Origin of the sequence: Lunatimonas sp. (assembly GCF_020832325.1) — a bacterium.
Lineage (GTDB): Bacteria > Bacteroidota > Bacteroidia > Cytophagales > Cyclobacteriaceae > Lunatimonas.
Genome location: NZ_JAFIEU010000051.1, coordinates 211,799 through 232,832 on the forward strand (window position 1 = coordinate 211,799; position 21,034 = coordinate 232,832).

General features: G+C 47.9%; 12 protein-coding genes and 1 pseudogene. 4 read left to right on the forward strand and 9 right to left on the reverse strand.

Annotated elements, in window-relative coordinates; genetic code table 11:
* Positions 1–387: 387 nt before the first annotated feature.
* Genes JJU34_RS20995 through JJU34_RS21005 form a run of 3 tightly spaced genes read right to left on the reverse strand, consistent with a single transcriptional unit; the run spans position 388 to position 6,353 of the window.
* Positions 388–1,683: a PepSY-associated TM helix domain-containing protein gene (locus JJU34_RS20995; RefSeq protein ID WP_228694396.1), complete on the reverse strand. Its 1,296-nt coding sequence runs from the start codon at positions 1,681–1,683 to the stop codon at positions 388–390.
* 59 nt (positions 1,684–1,742) lie between these two features.
* Positions 1,743–3,263: a SusD/RagB family nutrient-binding outer membrane lipoprotein gene (locus JJU34_RS21000; RefSeq protein WP_228694397.1), complete on the reverse strand. Its 1,521-nt coding sequence runs from the start codon at positions 3,261–3,263 to the stop codon at positions 1,743–1,745.
* 12 nt (positions 3,264–3,275) lie between these two features.
* Positions 3,276–6,353, reverse strand: coding sequence for a SusC/RagA family TonB-linked outer membrane protein (locus JJU34_RS21005; protein ID WP_228694398.1), 3,078 nt, complete (start codon positions 6,351–6,353; stop codon positions 3,276–3,278).
* A gap of 156 nt (positions 6,354–6,509) precedes the next feature.
* Between JJU34_RS21005 and JJU34_RS21890 the strand changes: the two genes are divergently transcribed.
* Positions 6,510–7,460, forward strand: coding sequence for a helix-turn-helix domain-containing protein (locus JJU34_RS21890; protein ID WP_228694399.1), 951 nt, complete (start codon positions 6,510–6,512; stop codon positions 7,458–7,460).
* Between the two features lie 160 nt (positions 7,461–7,620).
* Here JJU34_RS21890 and JJU34_RS21015 read toward each other — a convergent pair.
* Together JJU34_RS21015 and JJU34_RS21020 are read right to left on the reverse strand one after the other, a co-directional pair.
* A pseudogene (locus JJU34_RS21015) lies at positions 7,621–8,013 on the reverse strand (hypothetical protein).
* Entirely contained in the window at positions 8,014–8,235 is a 222-nt protein-coding gene (locus JJU34_RS21020) for a hypothetical protein (RefSeq protein WP_228694400.1), read from the reverse strand. It abuts the pseudogene before it with no gap.
* Between the two features lie 87 nt (positions 8,236–8,322).
* On the opposite strand from JJU34_RS21020, the gene JJU34_RS21025 reads away from it, so the two are divergent.
* The gene (locus JJU34_RS21025; protein WP_228694401.1) at positions 8,323–8,580 is read left to right on the forward strand and encodes a hypothetical protein; all 258 of its coding nucleotides are present in this window, start codon (positions 8,323–8,325) and stop codon (positions 8,578–8,580) included.
* An 11-nt stretch (positions 8,581–8,591) separates the two neighbouring features.
* Here the strand turns inward: JJU34_RS21025 and JJU34_RS21030 are convergent, their stop codons facing one another.
* On the reverse strand, positions 8,592–9,062 hold the full coding sequence (locus JJU34_RS21030) for a DEAD/DEAH box helicase family protein (protein ID WP_301005428.1): 471 nt from the start codon (positions 9,060–9,062) through the stop codon (positions 8,592–8,594).
* A gap of 323 nt (positions 9,063–9,385) precedes the next feature.
* Here JJU34_RS21030 and JJU34_RS21040 point away from each other — a divergent pair, with 323 nt between their 5' ends.
* Positions 9,386–12,877: a VCBS repeat-containing protein gene (locus tag JJU34_RS21040; protein ID WP_228694402.1), complete on the forward strand. Its 3,492-nt coding sequence runs from the start codon at positions 9,386–9,388 to the stop codon at positions 12,875–12,877.
* A 10-nt stretch (positions 12,878–12,887) separates the two neighbouring features.
* On the opposite strand, the gene JJU34_RS21045 is transcribed toward JJU34_RS21040, so the two are convergent.
* Genes JJU34_RS21045 through JJU34_RS21055 form a run of 3 tightly spaced genes read right to left on the reverse strand, consistent with a single transcriptional unit; the run spans position 12,888 to position 17,865 of the window.
* Positions 12,888–13,286 carry a hypothetical protein gene (locus JJU34_RS21045; RefSeq protein WP_228694403.1) on the reverse strand — a complete coding sequence of 133 codons (399 nt, stop codon included), beginning with the start codon at positions 13,284–13,286 and terminating at the stop codon, positions 12,888–12,890.
* A 6-nt stretch (positions 13,287–13,292) separates the two neighbouring features.
* A complete protein-coding gene (locus tag JJU34_RS21050; RefSeq protein WP_228694404.1) occupies positions 13,293–14,732 on the reverse strand; it encodes a RagB/SusD family nutrient uptake outer membrane protein in 1,440 nt (479 codons plus the stop codon).
* Positions 14,733–14,751: 19 nt separating this feature from the next.
* Positions 14,752–17,865, reverse strand: a complete 3,114-nt coding sequence (locus JJU34_RS21055) for a TonB-dependent receptor (RefSeq protein WP_228694405.1) — start codon at positions 17,863–17,865, stop codon at positions 14,752–14,754.
* A gap of 609 nt (positions 17,866–18,474) precedes the next feature.
* Between JJU34_RS21055 and JJU34_RS21060 the strand changes: the two genes are divergently transcribed.
* Positions 18,475–20,994: a cation-translocating P-type ATPase gene (locus JJU34_RS21060; protein WP_228694406.1), complete on the forward strand. Its 2,520-nt coding sequence runs from the start codon at positions 18,475–18,477 to the stop codon at positions 20,992–20,994.
* Positions 20,995–21,034: the final 40 nt, after the last annotated feature.

Consider the following 21,034-nt stretch of genomic DNA (forward strand, 5'->3'; position numbering starts at 1 on the left):
GAATTTAAAAGAAGCGGAAAGGAAAGCCTTGGAGACCTTTTTGGGAAACAGCTACCTTTTTGACAAATTTTGGGGAAAGGAGTTGATAATAGTAGAAAAACATGAAAGCTTAAATTGGGAATCAGCTGACTTGGCTGAGGTGTTAAAGTATTCAACGGGTGACCCCGAATAACGCGGCCGGACCGAAGTTTCGATTTCTCTGCTTTGAATGGACATTTGGAGCGGTTTTATGGTGACTAAAAAGACAGGGGGATTCCTTTCGAAAGAAGATGTAGTCCTAGGACTTCTAATAATTTTTTGAAATCAGGAAGTAGAGAAAAAAAAAGGGGGCTGCCAGTTAACGACAGCCCCGTAGGAAAAGTAGTTCAAAAAATGTCAGCGTACTCGTCAATGGACTCCGGCAGCCCGACGCCATGTGGGGTGGCTATCTGGAGCGGTTTCGGAATTGCCTTTTTTGGGGCTCCGTGTTTTTGTCCTCGGTTTTTTCTTTTTCATCTTATTGATCCAAATCAATGTACCGGTTATGGGCAGGCTGGTCGCGATCAGGCAGGAGATAAAATAGATGATCTTGCTGAATCCTCCATAGACGTCACCCATATGCAGTGCTTTGATGGATGCGGATACCCGTTCGTTAAACGGCTTGTCTGAGAAAAGATCCAGGGATTTTAGGCCAGCATCGCTGGTCTGAAGCGTAATCCGGTCTGCGGCAGCGGGGGCGAAGAATCCCACTTTGGACTTGGTCAGACTGATTTCTGCAGCTCCGGGTCGCGGAAAATTGATGCGGTAGTCTCCCGGATAAGGGAGGTGTTTGTCTGCTTCGGCGAGGTAGGCATTTAGCGATAGCAGGGGTGCCTGTGGGCTGTCGTTGGAGCTTTTCTCGCTTCTTCCGCCCGGGCGTCCGCCGGCAGGGGCTTCCTGATAGGTGCCGAGGGATTTTTGCAGACCCTCCCGGTACCAGGGAAACGACCAAAAGGGTCCGGTGACGCCCATAATAAATAGAACGATTGCGCTGTAGAAGGCGAGGGTATTGTGCAGGTCGTGATTGGTCCGCTTCCAGCTACCGCCAAATTTAACCTTAAGTCCCTGTTTCCAGTTTTTCACCTTTCGGGGCACCCAAATGACGATTCCTGTCAATACACCGAGCGTGAACAGAATAGTCGCCGCACCGGTGATATAGCTTCCCAGGGTCCGGTTGGGGAGTTCGCCAATGATCGGATTTTCGATCCGATCCAGCATCAGCCAACGATGCAGGCTAAACATCGTACGCAGCCACTCATTAGCCCGGTTTGGGTCCTTGGATGTTCCTAGGACCTCCGCCGTATAGGGGTTGACAAAGTAGGTGGTTCCACCCCGGCTATTGTCGTTTTGTTCCCGTATGGAAAGTTGCAGTGTTCGTTTGGGATCGTGGGGAACCTGAACAGCCGTGAGGTCGCCTGGGATTTTCGACTTGAGGGTTTCCAACACCTCGTCTATAGTTAGTCTGGCTTTACCAGGAAGGGCTTTTACGTTATATAGATGAGGAGCACCCATTTCCCGTATTTCGTTGTGGTACACATAGATGGTGCCCGTGAAGCAAACGACTAACAGTATCAAGCCGCTTATCAGTCCCAGCCACAAATGGACGTCGTTGAAAAATTTCCGGGTTTTTGCCCAACTACCCTGATTGGTTTGTTTCGAATTCATCGGTTTGTAATTTTTATCAGTGGTCTTTTATATTTCTTCTACTTTAGGGTTACGCCGAGTTAGGGCGTCCACCAAACCTTGTCTCTGAGGGTGAAATCACTGCCTTGAGCGAGTACCTGATCATAGTTGGTGCCCCGTTCTGTCTCTGGGTACATCAGTCGTAGCGGACGTCCATCCACACCTGAAGCAATGGTTGCCGGAAAATTGGGAAGCCCTAGCCTGCGGTGGTCGTTCCAGGCTTCCACGCTACTGATACTGTTGAGCGAAAGCCATTTTTGAAGGATCAGGTACTCCAGTTTGTTTTCGGCACTGTCAAAGCGTGCTGCTTCTTGGAGCAGGTAGGCTGATTTTTCGACGGCCCCTACCTTCATGTAATCGAGGGATGATGCAGTGGCTGCTTGCAATAGTCCGGGGAGATCACCACTCAACCAACCTCTCAGTACTGCTTCTGCCTGAAGGAATAAACTTTCCGAGTCGGATAGGAGCACGCTGCTTTGGTTGAAGCTATGAAATATTCCCGTGGGGCTACCGCCGTTTTCTGCGGGGCCGCGGAATGCTGACGTGTTGATTCGTGAATAGTCAGGATTCCCCGCATCGGGATTTCCAAACAAGACGCCTCGGTACTCCCCATTCACATCCATGTATAGCCGTTGCAGCCGTGGGTCATTCAGGCCTTTGTATTGGGTAATCAGGTACGTTGTCGGTCGGATATGCTGGTGGTTACTGGTAAAGGCGCCTTGTGCATCTCGGTAATAGCTGACCCAAAAAGGATTCAGTTTACCCGGCGTATTCAGGTAGCCAGGGTTTACGCTGGCCGATTCGCCGGATTGGAGAAACCCGCTGCCCTCCTGCTGAATGGCCTGCAATGCAGCGTTGATGTAATTGGGGTCTCCTTTTTCGCTTTGCCGGATCAGCGCCCGAAGCTTCACCGTGTTGCCAAACTTTGCCCAGAGGTTTTTTTGTCCTCCAAACAGCACGTCGCCATGGGTTTGGGAAGGGATTACGCTCGAGCTTTTTACATCCTGTATGCCCTCAGAGATCAACTGGACAGCCTTTCTATATACCTGCTCCCCCGGTTCGTAGGTAGGGTTGAGGTAGGTATTCCCTCTTCCGGCTTCGTCAAAAGGTATATTGTTGTAAAAGTCTACCAGTCTCAGGAACAGCCATCCCTGCATGATTTTGGAGGAGCCTACGTAGAAAAGATCTCCTTCTGCTTCGGCCTCCTCTTGGATGAGTTTGAAGTAAAGGATGTTGTTGTACCCGTTTTCCCAAATGGGAATCCCATCCCGTTGGTCGCGGATATCTAGGCCATTGTAGGTTTTTAGGTCGAAAAATAGGTTGGCACCCTCGTTGTTCGTGCCCCAGTAACCTCCCCAAAATCCACCGATTTGATTGATTGGGCCTACTTCCTGATTCACAGTTGCGACTAGGGCAGCTGGGAGTTTGGCGCTAAGGGGTAGGTTTTCAGAAATGGGTGCGTTGGGATTTTCGTTTACGTCCAAAAATGAATCGCAGCCCATGTTAAGTACGATAAGGAAAAGGAATACGTATATTTTAGCGTTTATTCGGATAGTTTTCATTATTGACCGGAATTAGAATGTAACATTTGCCGTGAAACCGTAATTTCTCATAGGGGGTATCTGCCGAAAGCTGTAGTAGCCGTCGGTGGCATTGTAGAGGTATTCGGGATCCCCGATGTTGTTGCTGGCATGGGTGATGATAAATAGGTTGGTGGCCACTAGCCCCACCGAAGCGGAGCGGATAAAGGATCCCCTCGAAAACCATCCGGTAGGCAGCTGATAGCTGATGTTCAATTCCCGAAGTTTGAAGAAATCGGCTTTGGCGGCCGTATTGCTTTGCACCGCTCCTTGAGCGGTCCAGAATTCCTTTCCGCCTCCAGAAGTCAACAGGCTCTCATTGGGAATGTAGGTGCCCTGATCGGTTTCGATGACGGAATTGGGCCAGACTAAAGGCTCTCGCCCGTAGGCAGCAGTAATCGGATGTGTGCCAGCGGTGTACATGGGCGGAATCGTTTCCGAGTAGAAGTATGCACCCATTCGCCAGTCAAATTGCAATCCCACAGAAAATCCCCGGTACTCGAACATAGAGTTGATTCCGAACATATGGGGAGGTACCATGGGGCCAAGGAGGACATTTTCTTCTGCTATTTTGGGATCTCCTGTCTGCGCATCTACGATTACGCGGCCTTGCTCATCCCGGGCGTAGTCACTGACCCAGAGGGATGGGAATTGCTCTCCTACGAAGGCATAGGACTGCCGGAAGTTCTGCCGAAATTCCGCTCCACCGTAGAGTTCCCTAACTACATTGTTCGTATAGGTATAGTTAAATCCCAGGTTCCATTTGGTTTCCAAGGTTCGCACCAAGTCGCCGTTTATGCTGAGCTCAATGATGTTGTTGGTCATCCGACCGGCGTTTACGAGCATGGCATTATAGCCGGTAGCTCGGGATACATTGGCGTTTGAGATTTGCCCGTCTGAATCTGAGTACACGTAAGCGGCCTCTAGGTAAACCCGGTGGTTGAAGAGCCCCAGCTGCATGCCCGCCTCGTATGAGGTGACAAACTCAGGCCGAATGGCTGGATTGGGGTTTGTCAGGCTGGGGAGAAACCCGATGGTGCTGCCAAAGGGAAATCCATTTGCCTGGGAATAGGGGTTGTTGAGTTGATAGGGGTTTAGGGTTACGTTGCCGGTTTTGTTCCAAGAGGCATACAGCTTGGCATACGACACTTGCCGGGCCTGCCTCAGGAAGGGTAGTGCTTCGGAGGCGATAAAGGAGCTGCTGATACCGGGGTAGAAGTAGGAGCGGTTTTCCCGACTTAGTGTGGAGTTCCAGTCGTTTCTGCCAGTGATCGTTACAAAAAGGTAGTCGCGGTAACCCGTCATCCATTCAGCATAGACCGCTAGTGAACGTTGTTCCATGATTGTAGTACCGCCAGATAGCTCTCCCGCTCGACTGCCGGGGTTGATGATATCCCGGTAGAGCAGGTTATTGGAGGAGATATTCTGCACCTTGCTGTGATCCATCCGGATGTTTTGACCCAGTAGCAAGCGGCTTTTTACGTCTCCTAGATCTTTTTTCATGCTAAGGATAAAGTCTCCGTTAAATCGCTGAAAATTCACGCTTTGATCGTTTACAGATCCGGGGGTGTTTCTAGTGCCCGGGGCTTCGAATTTGTTGGTGAAATTCCGATTGCTTTCGGTATTTCCGTAATAGCCCGCACGGTACATTACGTCGATCCAGTCCGCTAGGCGGTAGTTTAGTTCGATCTTTCCGTTTAGGATCTGTTGGTTGCTTTGGTTACGCAGGTTGTCTATTAGGAAATAAGGACTTCGAAGCCAGCTACCGTTGGGGATAAAATAGTTCAGGGGATTGCCGGGACTGTTTGGTTGTTCCCAGTTGCGGACCAAGTCGTAGTTGTAGTTGGCTGGCATCCTATAGCTGGCTATCCATGGACCGTCCGGCGTGACATCGCTTTTATTTTGAATAAAGTTGATGTTATAGGATGTGCTCAGTTTCGAAAATTGCCGACTACCGTTGAAGCGCAGATTCATGCGGTTATTTTCGTCCTTTGGAATGATCCCTTTTTGGTTCACGAGCTGTGCGGATAGGAAATACGTACTTACCTCGTCCCCACCGGAAAAAGAAATGTCATGCTGTACATTCACACCGGTTTGAAACAGGTCTAATCGGTTGTCGCGCGATGGAGCGGAGTAGTCAACCATTGGCTGGGTACCATCCGGTAAGGGAAGGCCAAAAGGTTGTTGACTGCCGTCAAACCTCGGTCCCCAGGATTCGTACTCCGTTGGACTGTAAACTCCGTTTTGTCCCTGTCCGTAAAGGGTTTGTGCTTCGGGCAGGAAGTACACGTTGGAAAATGTCGTGGTATTGGATATGCTCACTTCTCCTTGTCCTGCTTTTCCTTGCTTGGTCGTAATCATAATGGCCCCATTGACCCCTTCTGAGCCGTAGAGTGCCGCTGCATTGGCGCCTTTCAGGACGGTGATACTTTCAATGTCGTTCGGATTGAGGCGGTTGATGTTGGGGATGGGTACGCCATCCACCACGTAGATCGGCTCGTTGTTTGAGCGTCCGTCGATGCCTGAACCACGCTGCAAGGAACGCGTGCCCCGCAATACGATCATGGCTGCAGGATCTACTTTGCTATCGTATTGATTTATCCGTAACCCCGCTACTTTGGAAGCCAATCCAAATAGTGGATTTACCGTACGGCCCTGATTGAGGTTCTCCGAGTCTATTACCTGTGCGGAGGAACCCAATTCCTTGGAAGACCTGGAAAATCCCAACGCTCCGGTTACCTGAACTTCGGCGAGTTGGTTGATATCTTCTTCCAAACGGAGCTGTATGAGTTGCTCGTCTGCGGGGGCAGTGAAGTAGGTTTCTTTATACCCCAAGAATCGGACGATCAGCGTATCGCCGGCATGTGCATACATGCGAAAGTATCCATCAGAATCCGTAACCGAAGTGGTAGGGTTGGATTTCAATTGGATGGTTGCCCCTGGCAATGCCTCCCGAGAATAGGCGTCTTTTACTTGACCATTGACGTGCACCCGTTGTGCCTCAGCCGGATCTGCCGTTGCGAAAAGCAAGGTGGCGCATAGGCAGGAAAAAAGGAAGTATGTTTTTGTCATAACAGTAGGTGGATAAAATAACCCGGTGTAGATTATTATTATTTAGATTTAATCTAAAAACGATTAACTTTACGGCTGCAAATCTAGCGAGAGGGAGAAATTGAAAATGACGAGGTGGGATATGAAAATGACGAAAAAGGAAATTTATCTAAACGAGTGAACCGAGCGAATAGAGAAAATAGGCTTCAATTGGTATACGAAGGACACTTTATTGGGGATCAAATAAAAAGCCCAGCGGGAAAGGGACAATTCTCTCTTCATACGGTGTATTGTTCTGAGGGAGTATCTTACGTTTATTTTACGGGTGAATCGGGAAAGTTCCAGCAGATGGATATCCTGATCGGACCGGGATGTTACCAGTTGTGGGTGGTACTTAAAGGAGGGATTTCGCTTCATTTTTCGAAATCCGATCATGCGCTAGAGGTAGTGGAAGATCGCTGTTTATTGGTACGGGCAGGATCGGAGTTTTCGGTAGGTTCGTTGCCGGGAAGTTCGGTAGACGCCATGTTGATTTCCCTTTCTCCAGAGTTGGTCGATAAAGTCTCGAAAGGCTTGGATGATTTTCAAGGCTGGGAATCGCTTCTCAGGCATCAGCAGGGTTACCAGATCTATATAGAGTCCAAGCCAGGAGAGGTGATGCTTCAGATCGTGCGTAACTTGGCATTTAACGAGTACGAAGGATGCTTCAAGCGGCACCTGGTAGAGATGAAAGTACTGGAATTCCTTCTTTTGATGTTGATGCAGCAAAAGGAACGGGGATTGGATATCACCGGGCATCCTCAGGCAATGGAGGACAAGGTGCTACAACAGATGCACCAGGCCAGGGAAATCCTGATGCATCGGCTTTCGGATCCACCTAGCCTAAGAAAGCTGGCCCTGGAAGTGGGTACCAACGAATCACACCTGAAGCGTCATTTTAAAGAAGCTTTTCACCAGACGGTTTATGGTTTTGTCATAGACAAGCGCATGGAAAAGGCGTTGGAGTTGCTGAAAGATAAAGACTTAAAAATTGTAGAAATTGCCGAGCGGCTTGGGTACAAACACGCCACCCATTTTTCGGCGGCATTCAAAAAGTACTTTGGGGGCCATCCGAAGGATTATCGATGATGGTAATCCGGCTGGAAATGGTTTCGTCCATTTCTTTGCATAGGGTGATCAGGCGTTGGATATTGGTGTCGTCGATGTCTTCGAAGTGTGCATACTGAAATTCGAACAAGTGGAAAGGAATACAACAAAAAACAAATCAGTATCAACTTTAAACCATAAACTATTTCATCAACTGCCCAACTTTATTAACCACTCTGTATTCCAGATCTTCAAATTCCTCGAAGTGTGCTTTGCCGCACTTGATTTTAAGTTGCTCATCTGAGGTAAGCTTGTAAAGATCGACATAGGGTGTGCCGGTGTCTTTGGTCTCGGCAACGAATTAAACTTTCTCATTTCCTTCAAATACCAGTGCCCAGTAGGGATAGTAATTCCCTATAGGAGTTGGAATTTTAAACCAGTTGGGCAGCTTGAAATAGAATTTCACCTGTTCGCTGCTTTCACAGTCCTGCGCAAATCGGCTCTCCACACCGGAATCTAGCGGGATATATTCTTCATAGATGGTCTTGCTGGTATCTTTTACCTTGTAGGAGAAGTCGTTCAGGTAGATCTCCAACTACTGTGCCTCAAACAGGGATATTTTATATTCCGTACTACCGATCTTCCGGTATTTAATTCCGTCAATAATCAGTCCATGCAGCACCCGGTTGATGGCCTGAACGGATAAGTCAAGAAATAGTTGGGGATTGACTATAATGTCACTGATCCTATTGGATTGGGTTATAATCTGTTCAATGGTGGACCTAGTCAGTTCAGTTTTGCTTTGGATATAGCTCAATACATCTGGGATTTTCCAGGAATATCCTCCATAGGACTCCAGCTTGTCTCCCTTGTATAGCAGGTTACCATTGGAAAGGGAGATGCATTGGTTTACAGCATCAATTTCCTCAATGATGTAGCCGTCGGAATAGACCTCCTGCTCATTGCAGAGCTTATAAAGGTCATCGCCTACCTTTACGGCGAAGCTTTTCTTTTTTACCCCGTCTTTTTCATTGCTGTTGATGGTAACCTTGGCCGTTACCTTGGTCTAGGTGGCTTGGATGGAATCCAAAGAGGCGAATGCGTCATTGAAGGCATTTTTCTCCATGACGGAATCCACCTCTATTTGATTTACCAAACCTAAATCGTAGGCCTTCACGGGATTGAGGCTATAGGAAAGGTTGTATTGTTTTCGATGAGTAGCAGAATAGCACAGGGTGCAAAGTCCGTTGAGGCAAAACCCCTCAATGTGGAAACCTTGGTGCTATCATAGACCTGGAAATTGATCGAGACGTTGTCGTATAGGTTCTGAAAGTACTCATGGGTGATTTCCAGATTTTTCAACACCCCTTCGCGAATGGAAACGGATGGGACCACGATGACAAATTTCTTGAACCCGTAAAGCTTATTTATTTCGTAGATGGTTCGTAGATACACATAGGTTTTACTTGTTCCGGTTTCCATCTCGATCGAGAAGTGCATTCCATCCAATTTCTTAGAAGCAGGCAACTCATTGTCCAATTGTTTCCCATTGATCCAATAGGCACCGGATTTCATTTCGATCCGACTATTCAGGTCCTTTCCGGTTTTGGACGTAGCTTTTGAACATATTGTAACTCTTTCCAAGATTTTCGGCGAGCCAGGTCTGTTTGATCCCCTTTTCCTCTAATACTTCCTTTATTCGATTCATTCCTAAACTATCCTAAATTCTAAAAATAGGTTTAATATTCTACTATCTCATTTTTCAAGACAAAAAAGGTGCAAAAAATACCATATTTGTTTGTTCTGTTTCCTTCCACCAATTGCTACAACATGTGAAAAAGTTAATCGCTAAGTCCGAGGCCAAGCAATCGACTAAATAGTAACTTTAATTTTACCTCGCAGCTTCTGCACTGAATCGTTTATATGATTACCTTTCGAGGAAAACGTCCGTAATTCTGTTTGTCCCGATGCGATTTCTATGCGGTTATTTGGTTGTTCCTTTCTTTTTGCTAGCCGGGTGCGGCAAGGAGACTCCTTTTGAAAAGGTATCCTCTGCCCACTCAGGTGTTTTTTTCCAAAATACCTTGCTGGAAAGCAGCGATCTCAACGTGTTGACCTTCGAGTATTTTTATAACGGGGCAGGCGTTGGCGCGGGTGACCTCAATAACGATGGATTGGATGATTTGGTGTTTACGTCGAATATGGGGCAGAGTAGCGTATACCTGAATAAGGGTAATTTTCGATTTGAAGATATCACAGGTCAATCGGGAATTGATACCAAAGGGAAGTGGGCCAATGGGGTGTCGATCATTGATATTAATCAGGATGGATTTCAGGACATTTACATCTGTTTCGCCGGGCCCTATGCAGGTGATCGCCGGGCCAACGAGTTATATATTAATAACGGAGATAATACGTTTACGGAGATGGCCGTCGCCTATGGGTTGGCGGATACGGCCCACAGTGTTCAGGCGGCATTTTTTGATTTCGATCGGGATGGGTTGTTGGATATGTACCTGCTGAACAATATTACCGACGAGACTGGACCCAATGTAATCCGAAGGAAGCGGAACGACGGAGAGATGGTCAATACGGATAAGTTGTACCGAAACAATGGTGACAATACCTTCACAGATGTGTCCGCAGCTGCGGGGATTACCATCGAGGGGTATGGTTTGGGGGTCTCTATAGGTGACTTTAACCTAGATGGTTGGCCTGATATCTATGTATCCAATGACTACCTGTCCAATGATCTGTTTTACATCAATCAGCAGGATGGTACCTTCCGAAATCATGCTTCCGACGTGTTTGGGCACACAAGTTATTCGGCGATGGGTAACGATGTGGGAGATTTTGATAACGATGGGCTTTTGGATATTGTGACTTTGGACATGCTCCCGCCGGATAATTTCCGTCAAAAAATGATGTTTGGTATGACACTGCACGAGCGTTTTCGCTCAGAGACGCTGTATGGTTACGAGCCTCAGTTTATGAGAAACACACTCCAATGGAACCGGGGGATTGCTTCTGATGGATTGCCTCGATATAGCGATGTAGGTCAGCTAGCCGGAATTAGCGCGACAGACTGGAGTTGGAGTGCGTTATGGGCAGATCTGGATAACGATGGTTGGAAGGATTTGCTTATCACCAACGGTTACCCAAGAGACATTACCAACCGGGACTTTGTGGACTACAAGTCCAGTGTTTTTGGCGCCGGTTCGGGTGAAAGGGAACGGGATCGCCTGCTATTTGAGGCCATACAGGCGTTGGACGGGGCACATGTCTCCAATTTCCTGTTTAAAAATCAGAGAGATTTAACATTTCAAGATGTAAGCACCACATGGGGCCTTGCAGAAAGCTCGTTTTCCAGCGGGGCAGTATATTCCGATTTGAACAACGATGGATTCTTGGACCTGGTGATTTCTACTACTGGCAAGCCAGCTTTTTTATATAAAAATAACCTTGCAGCGTCGGGACAGTCGAATTACCTCGGCATTCGTTTGCGTGGCCCTAAAAATAACCGAGACGGTATAGGAGCAAAAATTTACTTAGTAACCGGCGACCAACATCAAGTTCATGAGCATTACCTGAGTAGAGGGTACCAGTCTTCCGTTACGGGTAAGATTCACTTCGGCCTTGGAGCGCATTCTATGGTCGATACGTTGATGGTGGTTTGGCCGGACCAACGCAAGCAACTGCTGACGCAGGTCAGCGCAAACCGGGTAGTGGAGATAGCCTATGAACCGGAGGCAGACGATAGCTTACATGTGGGGCAGACCCAGGCTGGTTTTACCTTTGAAATGCTGACGGATAGTTCGTTGGGCATCGGATTTGAACATCGGGAAACCTATTTTTCCGATTTCAACATTCAGCCCCTTTTGCCGCATAAGCTGTCCCAGCTGGGACCGGGTATCTCGGTGGCAGATATCCAGGGAGATGGATTGGAGGATTTTTTTATTGGAGGTGCGTTTAAGCAATCCGGTGAACTATATACACAGCAATTGGACGGGACCTTTCGGCGGATGGTTTTGGATTCGGGAAACGCCTTTGAAGAAGATATGGGGTCCTTGTTTTTCGATGCAGACGGAGATGGAGATTTGGACTTGTACGTGGTGTCCGGCGGCAATGAGTTTGAGTCCGGTTCGCGATACTACCAAGACCGATTGTATATCAATCGGGATGGGGTCTTTTTGCTCGATACTGTGGCGCTTCCCCACCGTCCCGTTAGTGGGTCCTGTGTGATCGCCGCGGATTTTGACCGGGATGGGGATCTGGATTTGTTTGTGGGAGGGAGGCTTTCCCCACAGCGTTATCCGGAACCTGGGGTGAGCATGATTTTGGAAAACCAAGACGGGAAATTTGTCGATGTGACGGAGCAGAAGGCTCCTGGGCTGACGAATATCGGCATGGTTACATCGGCTATTTGGTCCGATTTTGATCGGGACGGTTGGGTGGATCTGATCGTAGTTGGGGAATGGATGCCGGTGACAGTGTATAAGAACGATGAGGGTACACTAAGAAATGTCACCGATGAATGGGGTCTTTCCAACACGCGCGGTTGGTGGAATAGCATCGTGGGTGCAGACCTTGATAGGGATGGATATGTGGACTACGTGTTGGGGAATCTGGGACTGAACAGCCGCTACAAGACTGCCCCGGATGGGCCCCTACAGATTCATGTGGCAGATATTGATGGAAACGGGACCAGGGAAGCCGTAATTTCGCACATGGTCGAGGGGACTCGGTACCCGATTCATCCGCGCGACGATTTATTTGCGCAGATCCCTTCGCTCAAGCGCCGGTTTCCAAGCTACGCGACTTATGCCGAAAGCTCCGTCGAGGATTTGTTTGCTGGTATTGATGCCAAGGAGGTTACCACACTTTCGGTGGATACGTTTTATTCGGGCATTTTGTTGAATCGTACAGGCACGGATTTTTCGTTTCAGGCATTGCCAAACCAAGCGCAGATTTCGCCTGTTTTCGGTACGTTGACCGAGGATTTTGATGGGGACGGTAATTTGGATTTGCTCCTGTCGGGTAATTTCCATGGAGTAGAGGTGCTTACGGGTAGATACGATGCATCGTACGGCTTGGTGCTGACCGGGAATGGATTGGGAGGATTTGAGCCTGTCAGATCAAACCTGTTTTTGGAGGGGGATACGAAAGCTGTGCATTCGCTGTATCATGCCAAAAGTAGCCGGTACATCTACCTGTTTGGCAGTACAGATGGGAAATTGGCGATTCGTGCGGATAGCATGCCTAGCGAGACTCCTACAAGGCCACCCTCCGGTGCTTCGTTTATCAAGCTCCACCACGCAGATGGGAGCATAGCCATTAAAGAGCTCTACGCAGGGTCAGGGTATTTAGGGCAATCATCCAAGTATGTCAGGTGGTCCGGTCAAGTGGTAAAAATGGAAATCTTCGATGCATTTGGCAATGTGCTGATGTCCTCGCAGTGATTTTTTCCCCTTAAGGGACCCGTGAGAAATAGCGGATTTCATACCTAGATTGCTGGTTTCCGGCAAATAGCGGAGTGTTATCCACTTGCAGGACCAACGATTCTCTGTTTAGTTTCAGAATGGAGTAGATCTCTTCTGTTTCCCCGAGCGGATTCAGGTGGTGGATTTCCTTTTTGGATACGATAATGGGTATCCTCATATAAGCATTTACCGCACTGACGACAAGCTCGTCAGTGGGTAAATACTCATAGGTTTCTTCTTGGTACCAGCCGGTACTGCTGTGGGAAAAGTTGTTATAGTAATACTGCACGGAATCCAGTCGCCACTTTCCGATAAGGTTTTCGGTATTTGTCCCGTTACAGGTGACGATCATTCCTAGCATTATCCATGTAACAATCCACCTTTCCATACGCGATTAATATCCCGGATTTTGGGTTAGAACGCCGTTACTCAAATCAATCTCTCGCTGTGGTATGGCGAAGAGGTAGTGTTTGGGTCGTTGAAAGGTACGTCCGGGCTTTAAGGGGCCGAGGTCTTTAGCATACAGGGCGACAATGTCTACAATCCCGGCCCTGTCCCAACGCATCAAGTCTTGGTGACGTTGGTTTTCGCCTGCGAGTTCCATCCTTCGTTCCTTGATCAGGTCTTGCATCGTTGCGTTGGTGAGCGGGGCTCTACCGGCACGCGCCCTCACAGCGTTGATTTCCGCATCCCCGTTTTGTCCCGACCGGATTTTTGCTTCTGCTACCAAGAGGTACACGTCGGCTGTACGTAAGATCGGATTATGGTGGCCTTCATTCAATCCTCCGGTAGGTCGCCAGGAGGAATACTTTCGGAAATGGAAACCGGAGGCAGATAGGTTAGCAGTATACTCGGTTGGTCCTCTGCTGCCACCTAGATCGACCACATCGCCTACCTTGTAGACGGTATAGTCCAATCGGGGATCGTTTTCATCGAAGGTATCTACCAGATCGTCTATAGGCTGGTGAAAATCCCAGCCGCCCCAGGGCCTTGGTGTGGTATAAATGACGTGGTTGTTACCTCTCCATCCATCCAATGCCTGAACAGCAAAGAGCATCTCTGCGTTTCGCTGTAGGTTGATCCGGAAATTGTTGTCGTAGCTTGGTGCCAATCCATAAGGACCATCCAATACTTTTTGGCCAAACTCGATCGTTTTTGGGAAGTCTTCCATGTAGAGGTAAAGCTTCGCTAGCAGTCCATTGGCAGAGCCCCGATGCGCTCTTCCAAATTCCGCTGCCGGGTGAGAAACCGGCAGCAGTTGGGCTGCTTTCAATAGATCAGATTCAATTTGGGTCCTCGTTTCTGCTAGGGTAGCTCTTGGTTTGTTGTAGTTGTTGTTGAGTACGTCGTCTTCTAGTATGAGTGGAACACCCCCGTAAATGACAGACAGCCTCCAAAAGACAAACCCTCTCAGGAAATGAGCTTCACCAAGGATACGATCTTTTAGTGTTTGGTCCATATTTATGCCTGGTACGTTCATTAGAACCGCATTTGCCCGGGAGATCACCTCGTATTTGGGCCGCCAGCCGTAATTCAATTGGGGGTTTCCGGCATCAAAGGTAAAGGATTCGATGGCTTGATCCTCCGCATGGTCTCCCGCTCTCCATTGGTCGTCGGAAGGAATGTCAAAGGTATGCTCCGCGTGACCGTAGAAATCATGTAGAATGAGTGGCTCATACATGGCATTAGCAGCGGCTACGGCATCGTCGGCATTACGCCAAAATTGAGAGGAAGTAGACTGACCATAAGGAATGGTGTCCAAAATGCTGTCATCGCATCCGAATGCTACGGTGGTAATTACCGCACTGAGAATATATTTTGATAGATTATTCATGTCTAGATTCGTTCAGCGTTTAGAAAGTTACGGTAGCGCCCAGGGTCCAGGTTCTCGCTTGAGGATACTGCGCGTAATCCACGTTAAGCTGGAGGTTGTTATTGATATATCCCAGCTCCGGATCCATGCCAGAGTAGTTGGTCAATAATAGAAGGTTTTGCCCGGCGATGTAGAACCTAGCTCTACTGATTCCGGCCCTGCTGCTTAGCGCATTGGGCAAGGTGTACCCAATGACAAGATTCTTGAGCCGCACAAAGTCACCCCTTTCCAGAAACAGGTCTGAAGTCCTGTGGTTTAGATTGTCTCTGCGGGTCGTCATTCTGGGTATGGAGTTACTGGTATTGGGTCCTGTCCAACGGTTTTCTGTTTCCGCATACATGTTAAACGGGTAGGTGGGATCTAGCCCCTGCATGCGGTCGGCGTTGTAGATTTCAAACCCGGCATTTCCCAAAAAGAAAAGTGCTAGGTCAAAATCTTTGTAAGTGAATTCCGCATTCAATCCATAGACAACCTTTGGATGGGGGCTTCCCAGTATTTCACGATCCCGTTCGTCCACGATGCCGTCTCCGTTCAAGTCTCTGAAGCGAACATCTCCCGGTCTAATTAACCCATTGGCTCTTCTGGGGTCGTTTGCAATATTGGGATCGTTCTGGATTTCTTCGTTGGTTTGATATAGACCATCCGCTCTCCAGCCATAGAAGCTGGCAATGGGGAACCCTTCGTAGGTTCTGGATATTTCCTGGCTGGACCTACCGTACAATTGGGATCCCACAAAGTTTCCATCCACGAGCTTGGTAACTTCATTTTGGATGAAAGATGCGTTGCCGCTGAATGAGTAAGAAAAATTCCGATTGGATTGCCGGTAGGTAAGTTCTAATTCTAGTCCCTGATTACGTAGTTCACCCAGGTTTTGATTGGGAATCTGCGCTGTTCCTACCGTTCCGATGGTTGGCGGAGCAATCAACATATCCCTAGTGTCTTTGATGAAATAGTTGACGTTAGCCAATAGTCTGTTTTCCAAGAAGCCTATGTCCATGCCGATGTTGGTCATCACAGCAGATTCCCAGGTTATAAAGCGGTTTGGGATTCTGGACTGAGCGGCTCCTACAGTCTGATTGCCGCCGAATGAATACCTACTACCGGAACTGATCAAAGCCAGATACTGCAGACCAGGCACGTTTTGATTGCCCAACATACCCCAACCTCCGGTAAGTTTCAGGTTGCTGATAAAGTTGACATTTCTGAAAAAGTCCTCCTCGGACATACGCCATCCCAACGAAAATGCAGGGAAGTATCCCCAACGCCTATCTGGAGCAAATTTTGAGGATCCGTCACCACGAAAGGTCATCGTGGCCAAGTACCTATCTGCGTAGTTGTAGGTGGCCCTGCCAAACCATGAAGCGAGTGCATCGTAGGTTTTTACCCCTCCAATGTTATTGAGGGTTTGTCCTACGTTCAGAAAACGTTGATCGAAGGATTCATCCGGGAAATCCAACTTGCTTGCATTGAACCCATCCGAGGTAAACGTTTGGGTAGTGTAGCCACCTACAAATCCCACCGTACTTTTTGGGGTAATCTTCTTATCGTAGCTGACGAAATATTCCGATAATATCGAGTAGTACTCGTTATAGCTTCTGGAGAGACTGTTTCTGGTGTTTGCGCGTATTTGATCAGCCACGATGATGTTAAAGTTGTAGCCGTCGGATATCGCCCCGTCTATACCAATATTCGCCCGTACTTTCAAGCCTTCCAAGATTTCGTATTCTGCGTTGAAGTTCCCCAATATCTTGTGCGTGGTATTCCTCGAATCCATGGTTTCCTGGGTAAAGATGGGGTTGTTGATATCTCCAAATTCTCCAGAAATTTGCGAGGAGCTGAAGGACCCATCGGCGTTTCGGACAGGGAGTCCTGGGTGAAAGCGAATGGCGCTCCACAACACGCCGGTCTGTGCAGACAATGTGTTTGGTGTGATTTCGTTGATCGTGATCAATTGGAGGCTTTGTCCAAGCTTGAAGCGTTCATTTATTTTGTGGTCAGAATTCATACGGAAATTCAATCGTCTAAAGCCTGAATTCTGGATCATGCCTTTTTCCTCAAAATATCCGCCAGACAACATGAATGAAGAATTCCGGTTTCCTCCTGTTAAGGAAATATCCATGTTATTGATCGTTCCCTGTCCCAAAAGTTCACGCTGCCAGTCAGTTAACTGTGTTTGGTAAGCGGGATTTTCCCAAATAGGATTTACAGGTAGTCCGTCGTTGGTGAATCGCTCCCGTTTTAACTGAGCTAACGTCGGGGCATCTAACACGTCGATGGTTTTGATAGCGTTTGAGACACCGGTGTATCCATTGACAGAGAATTGCAATGGTTTTTCGAAATCCCCGCGTTTGGTAGAAACGATGACCACGCCGTTTGCCGCGCGGGTACCGTAAATGGCGGATGCGGAGGCATCTTTAAGGATCTCGATGGATTCAATATCATTTGGGTTGATGTCATTCAAGTTTCCGCCAGGCACTCCATCCACAATGATGAGCGGGTCTGCATTATTCAATGTTCCCGTACCACGGATTCGGATAGAGCCCTGATTTCCGGGAGCACCACCATTTCGGACCACGTTAACTCCTGCTGCTCTTCCTTGCAGTAGTTGAGAAGAGCCTGAAGCCGGGAGGTTTTGGATACTGGCGCCTTTTACCGAAGAAACGGCTCCAGTCACATCTTTTTTCTCCTGTGTACCGTAGCCGACGATCAATACCTCGGAAAGGGCGGATTCGTCCTGCGCCATTTTCACGGTGAATACAGTTTGAGACCCAACTGAGATGACTTGTGTTTTATATCCAATATAGGAAATGACCAAGACAGCATTGTCCGGCACATTCAGGCTAAATCTACCGTCCAAATCAGACACGGTGCCTAAGGAGGTGCCCTGTACCGTCACCGTAGCCCCTGGAAGGGGTTCGTCGTTTTCATTGGTGATAAGTCCGGAGACTTCCGCGAAATCCATTCTTTCGAAAATCATCCCGGTATCAATTTTTCGGGTTTCCGCCGCAAACCCATTCCCCGAGATACTTAGCATCATGCTAAGTGCAAGTAGCCGGTTAAATAGAGCGAGAGGGATAGTTCGTATTTTGTTCATGTGTTTTTATAGTTCTGTTATGGTCACAGGGCCCCTTGTCCAAAGCGAGGCCACCTCGGTTTGACAATTGTTTGCGAGTCCCGTGAGTGCTATGAAGTACGTTAATTTGTTGGGGTAGGAACCGGTTGCGGTATCCTCTAAAGGCAATTCAAATCATCCCGATTCAAATGGCTGAAATTTCAGCTAGATATTTTTAGCATAGGCGAGTGGATTTTAGGTTGGTTGGTGTTTGCTGAAGGGTTCAAAAGGTTACTCCGGTTTTCGAGTATGTTTAATTAATATATTGAATATCAATTTACTAGGTGTGTGTTGAGGTACTATTTGCCTATGTTCGGTATCTGACGAATGATTTGGGTGATAGGTTTTGTAATATTTTGTAAAAGCGTTACTAAATTCTGTAAAAAATAAATTATTAGCAATTCTGTTTTGGAAAAATAACGTAAAAATAATTTATTCTTAATGAGAGTTTAATTTATAAACTTGGATTGAAATTATGTAGGTATACCGCAAGCAACTAGCGAATTGAAAAGGCCAAAATTGCAATTAAAAAGTGCTATTTGTTATTACCTTTTCTTATGCTTACCTTTTCTCCGAAAGAGCAAAACCGGGATGCACTATCATGGACTACATGTAGAAGAAGTAATCGCCTCAAGGCAGCAGTTCGGAGCTAATAGTATACAGGAACAATCGGGTACGTTTTGGAAAGTTTTGCTTGAAGTGGTGAGAGAGCCACTCTTCTTACTTTTGGTAGCGGCGGCGCTGATTTATTTTTCCGTGGGCGAGTATACCGAGGGCATCGTGATGTTGGTTGCCCTGGGCTTGGTATCCGGCATTTCGCTCTTTCAAGAAAACAAAAGCCGAAATGCGGTGGAGGCACTGAAGAGCCTCACATCGTCAGCTGCTCAGGTATATCGAGAGGGTATCTTGGTAGCTTTGGATCCGAAAGAGCTTGTCGTAGGCGATTTTGTGGTACTTGAGGACGGTGACTTGGTGCCTGCTGATGGGGCTCTTGTCGAATCGTACGATTTTTTAGTGAATGAGAGCATGCTTACAGGGGAATCCCTCGCGTTGCCAAAGACTTCCACTTCAGACGACTCCAAGGTGTTTCAAGGAAGCCTGGTAGTGGGTGGTACTGCCGTTTTTAAAGTGGAATCCGTTGGGAAAAACACGAAGTTGGGGAGTATCGGACGTAGTCTTGAGCAAATTGAAGAACCGAAAACTCCGCTACAGGTTCAGATCCGGGGCTTCGTACGGATGATGGTGGTCTTTGGCGCAGGGGCTTTTGTATTGGTATGTTTGGTCAATTTCCTGACATTTGGTGATTTTCTTGCGGCTTTATTGCATGGATTGACATTAGCCATGTCAGTGCTGCCTGAGGAGATTCCGGTAGCCTTTAGCACTTTTATGGCACTTGGAGCGTATCGGTTGTATAAGATGCGCGTGATTGCGCGCAGCCCGTACACCGTAGAAACCTTGGGAGCCTCTACGGTGATCTGCATCGATAAGACGGGTACGCTGACAGAAAACCGCATGGAGCTGCGGCAGATTTACGAGTTTAGTAGCGGAAAGCTGATAGAATATGCTGAAGAGAAGGCGGTTTTTTCCGAGGTGTTGGCTTATGGTATGTGGGCATCGGAGATTCTGCCCTTTGATGCCATGGAAAAATCCATCCACACCTACTACGGAAAGCTATGCGCTACAGATGAGCGTCCGGGGGCTCAGATGCTGCATGAGTACCCGCTCGGTGGTAAGCCTCCGATGATGACCCACGTATTTCAGGTGGGTGAGGGGAAGCGGATTGTTGCAGTAAAGGGGAGTCTGGAAGGCATTTTAAACCAAAGTAGACTTTCGGATACCGATCTATTAGGCATACAGGAAGTCGCGGGCCGTTTGTTGGGACAGGGGTACCGGCTGCTCGGTGTGGGCCGGGGCATTGACGCCCGAGCGGAATTGCCGGCTACGCAATTTGAGTTTGAATATGATTTTTTGGGAATTTTAGCTTTTTATGATCCTCCGAAAGTGAATATTAGGGGCGTATTGCGGCAGTTTTACCAAGCAGGTATTCAGGTAAAGATGATCACTGGAGATCATGCAACTACCGCTATCGCCCTTGCCGATCAGGTGGGGCTGCGGCATGGGGACGAATTTCTAACAGGGGTAGCAGTCGACGATTTGTCGATAGAGGAATTGAAACAGCGGGTTTCAAAGGTACAGGTATTTGCCCGGATGTATCCCGAAGCTAAGCTCAAGGTGATCGAAGCACTGAAAGCAAACGGGGAAGTAGTAGCCATGACCGGAGATGGGGTAAATGATGGGCCGGCATTAAAAGCAGCACATATCGGCATAGCCATGGGCCAACGGGGTTCCGAGATTGCCAAAAAATCTGCTGCGTTGGTGTTGGCTGATGATGATTTGGGTCATATGCCGGTAGCGGTGGCGTTGGGGCGCCGGATATATGAAAACTTGAAAAAGGCCATCCGCTATATCATTTCGATCCACATTCCGATCATTCTGATCGTTTTGATGCCTTTGCTATTAGGCTGGGAGTTTGTACATATATTTACACCTATACACGTGATATTTTTAGAACTGATTATGGGTCCTACCTGTTCGATTGTGTTTGAGCGGGAACCGATTGAGCCTGGTTCAATGGACAGACCACCCCGCAAGGTGCGGGAATCTTTTTTTTCTATTCGCGAACTTTCAGTGAGCTTGATCCAGGGTCTGCTAATCACGGCAGCCTGTTTGGGCTGGGGTTACTATGCCATACAGGAAGGACTAGACGAAGCATCTGTCCGTACACTGGTTTTTGCAGCGCTGGTCTTCAGCAATGTATTTCTGACCTTGGTTAACCGCTCGTTTTATCATAGTGTCTGGACCACGTTAAAGTACAAGAATCCGTTGATTCCATTGATTTTGGGCGTTTCCCTATTGGTTCTCGGTCTATCGTTGACGGTCAGTCCTGTCAGGAGTGTTTTTGGCTTTGAGGAGGTATCCCTGTGGCAGGTAGCTGGGTCGGCCATAGTGGGGCTCTTAGGTGTAATCTGGCTAGAGGGGTACAAGTACTGGAGGCGAAGGGGAGTTTCCACCCGAGATATGGGCGGGCCATCAAAAAGTATGGAGTACTGATGTGGGCCTTTTGGATGGCCCGAAAATATAGCGTCCATGT